The organism is Mycobacterium sp. (assembly GCF_019243155.1).
Classification (GTDB): Bacteria; Actinomycetota; Actinomycetes; order Mycobacteriales; family Mycobacteriaceae; genus Mycobacterium.
The window spans coordinates 1-7,235 of record NZ_JAFAUS010000067.1 but is presented as its reverse complement, the minus strand read 5'-3'; the positions used below and the strand labels follow the sequence as shown (position 1 = coordinate 7,235).

7 protein-coding genes and 1 pseudogene are annotated in these 7,235 nt (G+C 67.0%); 2 read left to right on the top strand and 6 right to left on the bottom strand.

The features are described from left to right. From JOZ00_RS03530 to JOZ00_RS03520, 3 genes and pseudogenes are all read right to left on the bottom strand, one after another. Nucleotides 1–156, bottom strand: a pseudogene (locus JOZ00_RS03530) (phosphoribosylformylglycinamidine cyclo-ligase); the annotation flags it as partial. A gap of 71 nt (nucleotides 157–227) precedes the next feature. Then, nucleotides 228–1,754 (bottom strand): amidophosphoribosyltransferase, encoded by a 1,527-nt coding sequence (gene purF / locus JOZ00_RS03525; protein WP_293339694.1) that lies wholly within the window; start codon nucleotides 1,752–1,754, stop codon nucleotides 228–230. Between the two features lie 137 nt (nucleotides 1,755–1,891). Then, nucleotides 1,892–2,281, bottom strand: a complete 390-nt coding sequence (locus JOZ00_RS03520) for a sterol carrier family protein (protein WP_293339692.1) — start codon at nucleotides 2,279–2,281, stop codon at nucleotides 1,892–1,894. 19 nt (nucleotides 2,282–2,300) lie between these two features. On the opposite strand from JOZ00_RS03520, the gene JOZ00_RS03515 reads away from it, so the two are divergent. Next, nucleotides 2,301–3,515: an MCE family protein gene (locus JOZ00_RS03515; protein ID WP_293339689.1), complete on the top strand. Its 1,215-nt coding sequence runs from the start codon at nucleotides 2,301–2,303 to the stop codon at nucleotides 3,513–3,515. A gap of 111 nt (nucleotides 3,516–3,626) precedes the next feature. After that, a complete protein-coding gene (locus JOZ00_RS03510; RefSeq protein ID WP_293339687.1) occupies nucleotides 3,627–5,225 on the top strand; it encodes a stealth family protein in 1,599 nt (532 codons plus the stop codon). Here the strand turns inward: JOZ00_RS03510 and JOZ00_RS03505 are convergent. From JOZ00_RS03505 to JOZ00_RS03495, 3 genes are all read right to left on the bottom strand, one after another. Beyond that, entirely contained in the window at nucleotides 5,170–6,123 is a 954-nt protein-coding gene (locus JOZ00_RS03505; protein WP_293339684.1) for a phosphodiesterase, read from the bottom strand. The two genes, JOZ00_RS03510 and JOZ00_RS03505, sit on opposite strands and share 56 nt — an antisense overlap. A 29-nt stretch (nucleotides 6,124–6,152) precedes the next feature. Continuing rightward, nucleotides 6,153–6,773: a CPBP family intramembrane glutamic endopeptidase gene (locus JOZ00_RS03500; RefSeq protein WP_293339681.1), complete on the bottom strand. Its 621-nt coding sequence runs from the start codon at nucleotides 6,771–6,773 to the stop codon at nucleotides 6,153–6,155. Continuing rightward, nucleotides 6,770–7,235, bottom strand: a 466-nt coding sequence (locus JOZ00_RS03495; protein WP_293339678.1) for an AIR synthase-related protein, incomplete at its 5' end; no start/stop codon positions are given. The genes JOZ00_RS03500 and JOZ00_RS03495, both read right to left, overlap by 4 nt.

Below are 7,235 nucleotides of genomic sequence, written 5' to 3'. Positions count from 1 at the left end.
CAGCCCACCTCGCACCTCGGGTCTGGTGGCTTTCGTCGCCAGCGGCTTGAACAATTCGACGGCGCGATCGCCGGCTTCAATGTCCACCCCAGCCGTCGCATAGGTGATGCCCTGGCCGCCTGGGTTTCGTCCGGGGCTTTTTCCGGGGTCCGTCATCGCGATAAAGGCTACCGGTCGCCGCTGACCCCCGGTATCAAACGTCGTTGATAAAACGCAACCGCGTTCCGTCAGTGCACGACTGGGACTTCATCAGGTGCCAGCTCGTCAAGGCCGGCGCCGCGCGCGGCGTTCGAGAGCATGTGCTCGATGACGTTCTTACCCAGGGCGGTTTCGCCGGGCAGTTCGATCGGATACTGACCGTCGAAGCAGGCGGTGCACAACCGCGACGCCGGCTGCTCGGAGGCCGCGACGAGGCCCCGCAGCGAGATGTAGCCCAGTGTGTCGGCGCCGATGGCGTGTCGCACCGCCTCGAGCATCTCCTCTTTGTCTTGCACCGCGTTGGCGATCAGCTCGGCCGGCGACGGGAAGTCGATGCCGTAGAAGCACGGCCACTTCACCGGCGGTGAGGCGATGCGCACGTGCACCTCGACGGCCCCGGCCTCGCGCAACATGCGCAGCAAGGCCCGCTGGGTGTTGCCTCGCACGATCGAGTCGTCGACAACGATGAGCCGCTTGCCGCGGATCACCTCTTTGAGCGGGTTGAGCTTCAGCCGGATACCAAGCTGGCGGATGGTCTGCGACGGCTGGATGAACGTGCGTCCGACGTACGCGTTCTTCATCAGGCCCTGCCCGTACGGGATGCCCGACTCCTGCGCATACCCGACGGCGGCCGGGGTGCCCGATTCCGGCACCCCGATCACCAGGTCGGCCTCCACAGGCCGTTCGCGGGCGAGCCGTCGGCCGATCTCCACCCGCGTCGCGTGTACGGACCGGCCGGCGATGGTGCTGTCCGGCCGCGCCAGATAGACGTACTCGAAGATGCAACCCTTGGGCGTGGGATTGGCGAACCGCGTCGAGCGCACACCGTCGGCGTCGATCGCGAGCAGTTCACCGGGCTCGATGTCGCGCACGAACGACGCGCCGACGATGTCGAGCGCAGCCGTTTCGGAGGCCACCACCCAGCCGCGGTCCAGCCGCCCGAGCGAAAGCGGCCGTACGCCATGCGGATCGCGGCACGCATACAGCGTGTTCTCGTCCATGAAGGTCAGGCAGAAGGCACCGCGCACGGTCGGCAGCAGATCCAGCGCCGCCTGCTCCAACGAGGAATCGGCCGCGCCGTGAGCCAGCAGCGCACCCAGGATGTCCGAATCCGTGGTCGCCGGGGCCGGGCAGCGTCGCGCGATCAGCCCGGCGTCCCGGGCGCGCGCGGCAAGTTCGGCGGTATTGACCAGATTCCCGTTGTGCCCCAACGCAACTCCGGTCCCCGCCGCGGTGTTGCGGAACACCGGCTGGGCGTTCTCCCACGTCGTATCGCCGGTGGTCGAGTATCGGCAGTGCCCGATGGCGACGTGGCCGTGCATCGCTGCCAGCGTCTGCTCGTCGAACACCTGGCTGACAAGGCCCAGATCTTTGAAGACCAGCACCTGGGATCCATCGGCGACGGCGATTCCCGCCGCTTCCTGCCCGCGATGCTGCAGGGCGTACAAGCCGTAATAAGTGAGTTTAGCGACTTCCTCGCCCGGGGCCCAAACCCCGAAGACGCCGCATTCTTCACGGGGTGCGTTGAAGTCCTGCTCGGGTTCCTGGACGGTCACGATTCGGCGGCTCCCCGGGGAACGGTTGGTGACGTAACGGAGTCTACGGGCACGATGGCCGTGCCGCCGAATCCCCCGGGCGTGTTGAGCGGCAAATCACCTGCCAAAGACCCTAAACCTGCAGTTCAGAGTTATATTCAGCTGACACCGAACAAGGGCAGACAGTGTTCAATTTCACCCGCCCGGGAGCCGGAAAGTCGCAGCGCGCCCGCGGCCTTCGCCTCGGAAACCGATGACATCCCGGTGATCAGCAGCAGCCACGTCCGCGGATCCGTTTCCGCCACATTGGGTGGTGTGCCGCGGGTGTGGGTGGGCCCCGCGATGCACTGCACGGCGACGAACGGCGGAACCCGCACCTCCACGCTGCGCCCCGGCGCCATGGCGGCCAGGGTGCGGGCGGTAAGCCGTACGGCGGTCGCCAGCTCTGCGCGGTCGGGCGCCGGGCGGGATTCGTCGCGCAACCAGTCCGCGACGGCCAACACAGCCTGCCGGGTCTTTGCCGGATCGGCCTTTTCGCGCGCGGGCATACCCTAGGGTCTCAAAATCATGGATCGCCGTCTTTTGGGGCGCCGGCCACCATATAGAACCGTCGGCCTTGCGACGCTCGTGGTCATGGGGCTGGTCTCCTCGGTCCTGTACCTGCAATTCCGGGGCGAGCTCACGCCGTCCGTGAGGTTGACGATGGTGGCGCCCCGGGCGGGCCTGGTGATGGACCCGGGTTCCAAGGTCACCTTCAACGGTGTCCAGATCGGCCGGGTGTCGACCATCTCCGAGATCACCCGTGACGGCAAGCCCACCGCCAAGGTGGTTCTCAACGTCACCCCGAAGTACGTCAGGCAGATCCCGGCCAACGTGGCGGCCGCCATCAAGGCCACGACCGTGTTCGGCAACAAATACGTCGCGCTGACTTCGCCGACAAACCCGTCGCCGCAATCGATCTCGCCGTCGACCGTCATCGATGCGACCGCGGTGACCACCGAGTTCAACTCCTTGTTCGAGACACTCACATTGATCGCCGAGAAGATCGACCCGGTCAAGGTGAACCTGACTCTCAGCGCGGCCGCACAGGCCCTGACCGGGCTGGGCGAGAAGTTCGGGGTCTCGCTGAGCAACGGCAACGCGATTCTCGACGACCTCAACCCGCGGCTGCCGACAGTTCGCGTCGACACCGCGCAGTTGGCGGCCCTGGGCGAGACCTACGCGGACGCGTCGCCGGATCTGTGGCACGCGCTCGACCACGCAGTGACCACCGCCCGCACGCTTGACCGGCAGCAGGGCGAGCTGGACGCGGCACTGCTGGCGGCTGCCGGGCAGGGCAACAGCGGCGCGGAGGTCTTCGAACGCGCCGGCCCGTTTCTGTCGCGCGGGGCGACGGACCTCGTCCCATCCAGCCAGCTGCTCGACACGTACAGCCCCGAAATCTTCTGCACCATCCGCAACTTCAACGAGGTCGGGCCCAAGATTCACAACGCACTCGGCGACAACGGCTATGCGTTGGGGGCGCACGCCTCGGGCGCGGTGGCCGGGGCGACCTTCCCGTACATCTGGCCGGAGAACCTGCCACGCACCAACGCCAGGGGTGGACCGGGCGGAGCCCCGGGCTGCTGGCAGACGATCACCCGGAATCTGTGGCCCGCGCCGTTCCTGGTGATGGACACCGGCGCGAGCATGGCGCCCTACAACCACTTCGACCTCGGTTCGCCGCTGATCGTCGAGTACGTGTGGGGCCGGCAAGTGGGTGACCAGACCATCAACCCCTGACCTCGCGCCGCGCCTGAACGGTGTGTGAAGACGACGTTGCCTTCAGGTGTCGAGGGGTTCGCTAAATTCACTGCCTTGCAGGCGGTGTCGGTTCGGCGGCACCATGGGGTCATGGCCAAGTTCGAGACGCGCGAAGGCGGTCGGCCCGCTGGGCGCTCCCTCGAGCCGATCATCGTCACCCGGCGCGGAAAGATCGCCCGCCTGGAGTCCCGGTTGACTCCTCACGAGGCCCGAATCGAGGACCTGGTCTTCGTGCGAAAGGCATTGACGCGTGCCAGCATTCCGTTCCTGTTGGTTCGCAATCACAAAGGCCGGCCGATCCTCGCCGTCGACATCGAGTTGCGTCCGGCGGTTGAACAGGCACTCGTCGCGGCCTGCGCCACCGAGCCCATGTATGCCAAAACGGTTGACGAAAAGGGAATTTCACCGGTCCTGATCGCCAAGGGGCGGCTGTCGGAGCTGGAGGATCCGCGGATCATGCGGCTGTATCGGCGCCGGATCGCGCCGGGAGGCCTGCGGTACGGCCCGGCGTTCGGCGTGGAGCTGCAGTTCTGGGTCTTCGAGGACACGGTGATCCGATGCCCGGTGGAGAACTCACTGACCCGAACGGTGCTGCCGCGCAGTGAGTTCAAGCCGTCAACCGTCAAGCTGTACGGCTACAAATGGCCGACCATCAAGGGAATGTTCGCGCCGCACGCAAGCGACGTGACGTTCGACATCGACATGGTGTTCTCCTGGGTCGAGGGCAGCGACCCCGATTTCCAGGCCCAGCGAGCGGCGCAGATGTCGGGGTATGTGGCGGGTGAGGGCGACGACGCGGAGGCCCGCATTCGGCAGATCGACGAGCTCAAGTACGCCCTGCGTTCGGTGAACATGTTCGCGCCCTGGGTGCGTCGAATCTTCATCGCAACCGATTCACGACCGCCGGCCTGGCTGGCCGAGCATCCGAAGATCACCATCGTGCGCGCCGAGGAGCACTTCTCGGACCCGGAAGCGCTGCCCACCTTCAGCTCGCACGCGGTGGAGAGCCAGCTGCACAACATCGGAGAGCTCAGCGAGCATTTCCTGTACTCCAACGACGACATGTTCTTCGGCCGGCCCGTCAAGGCCACCATGTTCTTCTCCCCCGGCGGCATCACCCGATTCATCGAGGCGAAGACCCGCATCGGTTTGGGCGCAAACGATCCCACGCGCAGCGGGTTTGAGAACGCGGCGCGGGTGAACCGGCAACTGATCAAGGAGCGGTTCGGACAAGTCATCACCCGCCACCTCGAGCACACCGCCGTTCCGCTGCGCAAAAGTGTGCTGCGGCAGATGGAAAGCGAATTCCCGGAGGACTTCGCCCGCACGCAGGCCAGTCAGTTTCGCTCGGCCACGGACATTTCGGTGACCAATTCCTTCTACCACTACTACGCGCTGATGACAGGGCGCGCCGTGCAACAGGAGAAGGCCAAGGTGTTGTACGTGAACACCACCACCCGCGAGGGACTCGACCTGTTAGCCCTGCTGCGCAAGAAGCGCGGCTACGACTTCTTCTGCCTCAACGACAGCAGCTTCCCCGAAGTCTCCGCCCAGGAGCGCACCGAGCGCGTCACCAGTTTCCTGGAGCGCTACTACCCGATACCCGCGCCCTGGGAGAAGGTGACGGCGGACGTCAATCGGCGGGGTTTTGCCGAACCGATGGTGTCAGCACCGCGGGAGGGTGGCTGAACAACGAGTCGCGTCGGGACGGCTCGATGAACATGCCGCTCTCGGCCAACTCGCGTTGCGCCTGGGCGGGAGTCAGGAAGGTGCCCACGGTCTTTCCGGCGCCGAGCGGAATCACCGAGTGCACAACGGTGTCTTCGTAGACGTGCACGAGGCTGCAGGCCTGGGCGCCGTCGCGGCCCCGCGTACCCCCCGCGGCTACGGTCAGATCCTGGGTGTAGCAGGTGGCCGAGGCCACCGACACCGGAATCCCCACGAACGTGGCGTTCGTCGAGTAGTGCAGGTGCCCGGCCAGGATCGCGCGAACGTCGGTTCCCTTCAGGACGCGCCCCAGTGCGGCCTGGTCGCGCAGTTCCACCGTGACCGCCATGTCCAAGACGCTGGGTATCGGTGGGTGATGCAGGGCAAGAATCGTGCCGTGCGGCGCCGGGTGAACCAATTGCGCTGCGAGCCAATCCAATTGAGATTCACTGACTTCGCCGTGGTGATAACCCGGCACCGAGGTGTCCAGGGTGATGATGCGCAGGCCGTCGATCAGGCGCACCCGGTCGAGCGGTGCCATGGACGGTGCCTCATCGAGTAGCAAGCTGCGCAGCGCGGCCCGGTCGTCGTGATTGCCCATCACCCACACGAGTTCGGCGCCCAAGCCGGCGGCGAACGGCTCCACCGCCGTGCGAATTTTGCGGTAGGCCTCGGGTTCACCGGCATCGGTCAAGTCGCCGGTGAAGACGATCGCATCGGGCCGAACCCCCGAGGTCGTCAGCTGGGCGAGCAGTTCGCCCAGTCGGCCGTCGGCGTCGACCTCGCCGTAGAGCGATCCATTGGCGATGAGATGGGTGTCGCTGATGTGTAGCAGAACGTAGTCCGGCCGCGGATGTTCCGCGGCGCGCAGGCGGTGCACCTGGGTGAGTATAGTCGCGACACCCCGCGCTACCGGGATTCGTTGCGGGAGCGCCGCGCGACGGTGAGCGCGCCGATCGCCCCCGCCTCGTTGATGGCCAGGTGCACCAGCATGGGTGCGGCGAGGCTGCCGGACCGATCGGCCAGCCAGCCGAACAGCCAGCCGGCGACGGCGGTGACCAGCACCGTGGCGACCACCGGCTCGCCCGTCGCCCGGGCGTCCGCGATGTGCGTGAGCCCAAAGGTGGCCGCCTGCAACAACCTTCCGCCGTCTTTCCCAAAGGCATCGGAACCGGTGCGGGCCAGCGCCGCGCGGAATGCGGCTTCCTCGGCCCAGATGGTGCCTAGCGGGATGCGCACCAGCAGCCAGGCCGGCACGGGCGCCGGCAGCTCGCGACCGGCCATCGACCGGCGCACCGGCGGCACCGCGGTCGTTGCGGCGATCGCGCCGGCCGCCGCCGCTCCGGTCACCGATCCCAGCCGCAGCCCCGCCCACAACCGCGGCGGGCTCAGACCCAACGGCGCACGAGTCACCGACACCAACAGCCCGCCCACGCCGGCCTGCAGCGCGACCCGCCACCCGGTGGGCAGTCGCGGAGAGACGAAACTCCAGCCGATCAGCGCGGCGGCCAGAGACAACGCACGAGTCACCCGAAGAGGCGTGGCAGCACCGACTCCGACGTCTCGCGCAATTCGGAAAGCGGGACGGTGAACAGACCCTGCACCTCCACTGCGTCGGAGCCCTGATCGACGACGCCGATGCGGACCGCCGGCAGACCGCGCGCCTCACACATCGACTTAAACCGGCTCTCCTCGCTGCGCGGCACCGCCACCAGGACCCGGCCCGGCGACTCGGAGAACAACGTCACGAACGGATCGGCATCCTCGGGAAGCACGATGCGACAACCGGTTTCACCAGCCAGCGCGGCTTCCACGATCGCCTGCGCCAGACCGCCCTCGGATAGGTCGTGCGCCGCGGACAGCAGCCCGTCGCGCGACGCCGAACGCAGCACCTCGCCCAGCAGCTGCTCGCGCTCGAGGTCGACCTTCGGCGGCAATCCGCCGAGATGGTCCGCGGTCACCTGCGCCCATACCGAACCGTCGAACTCGTCG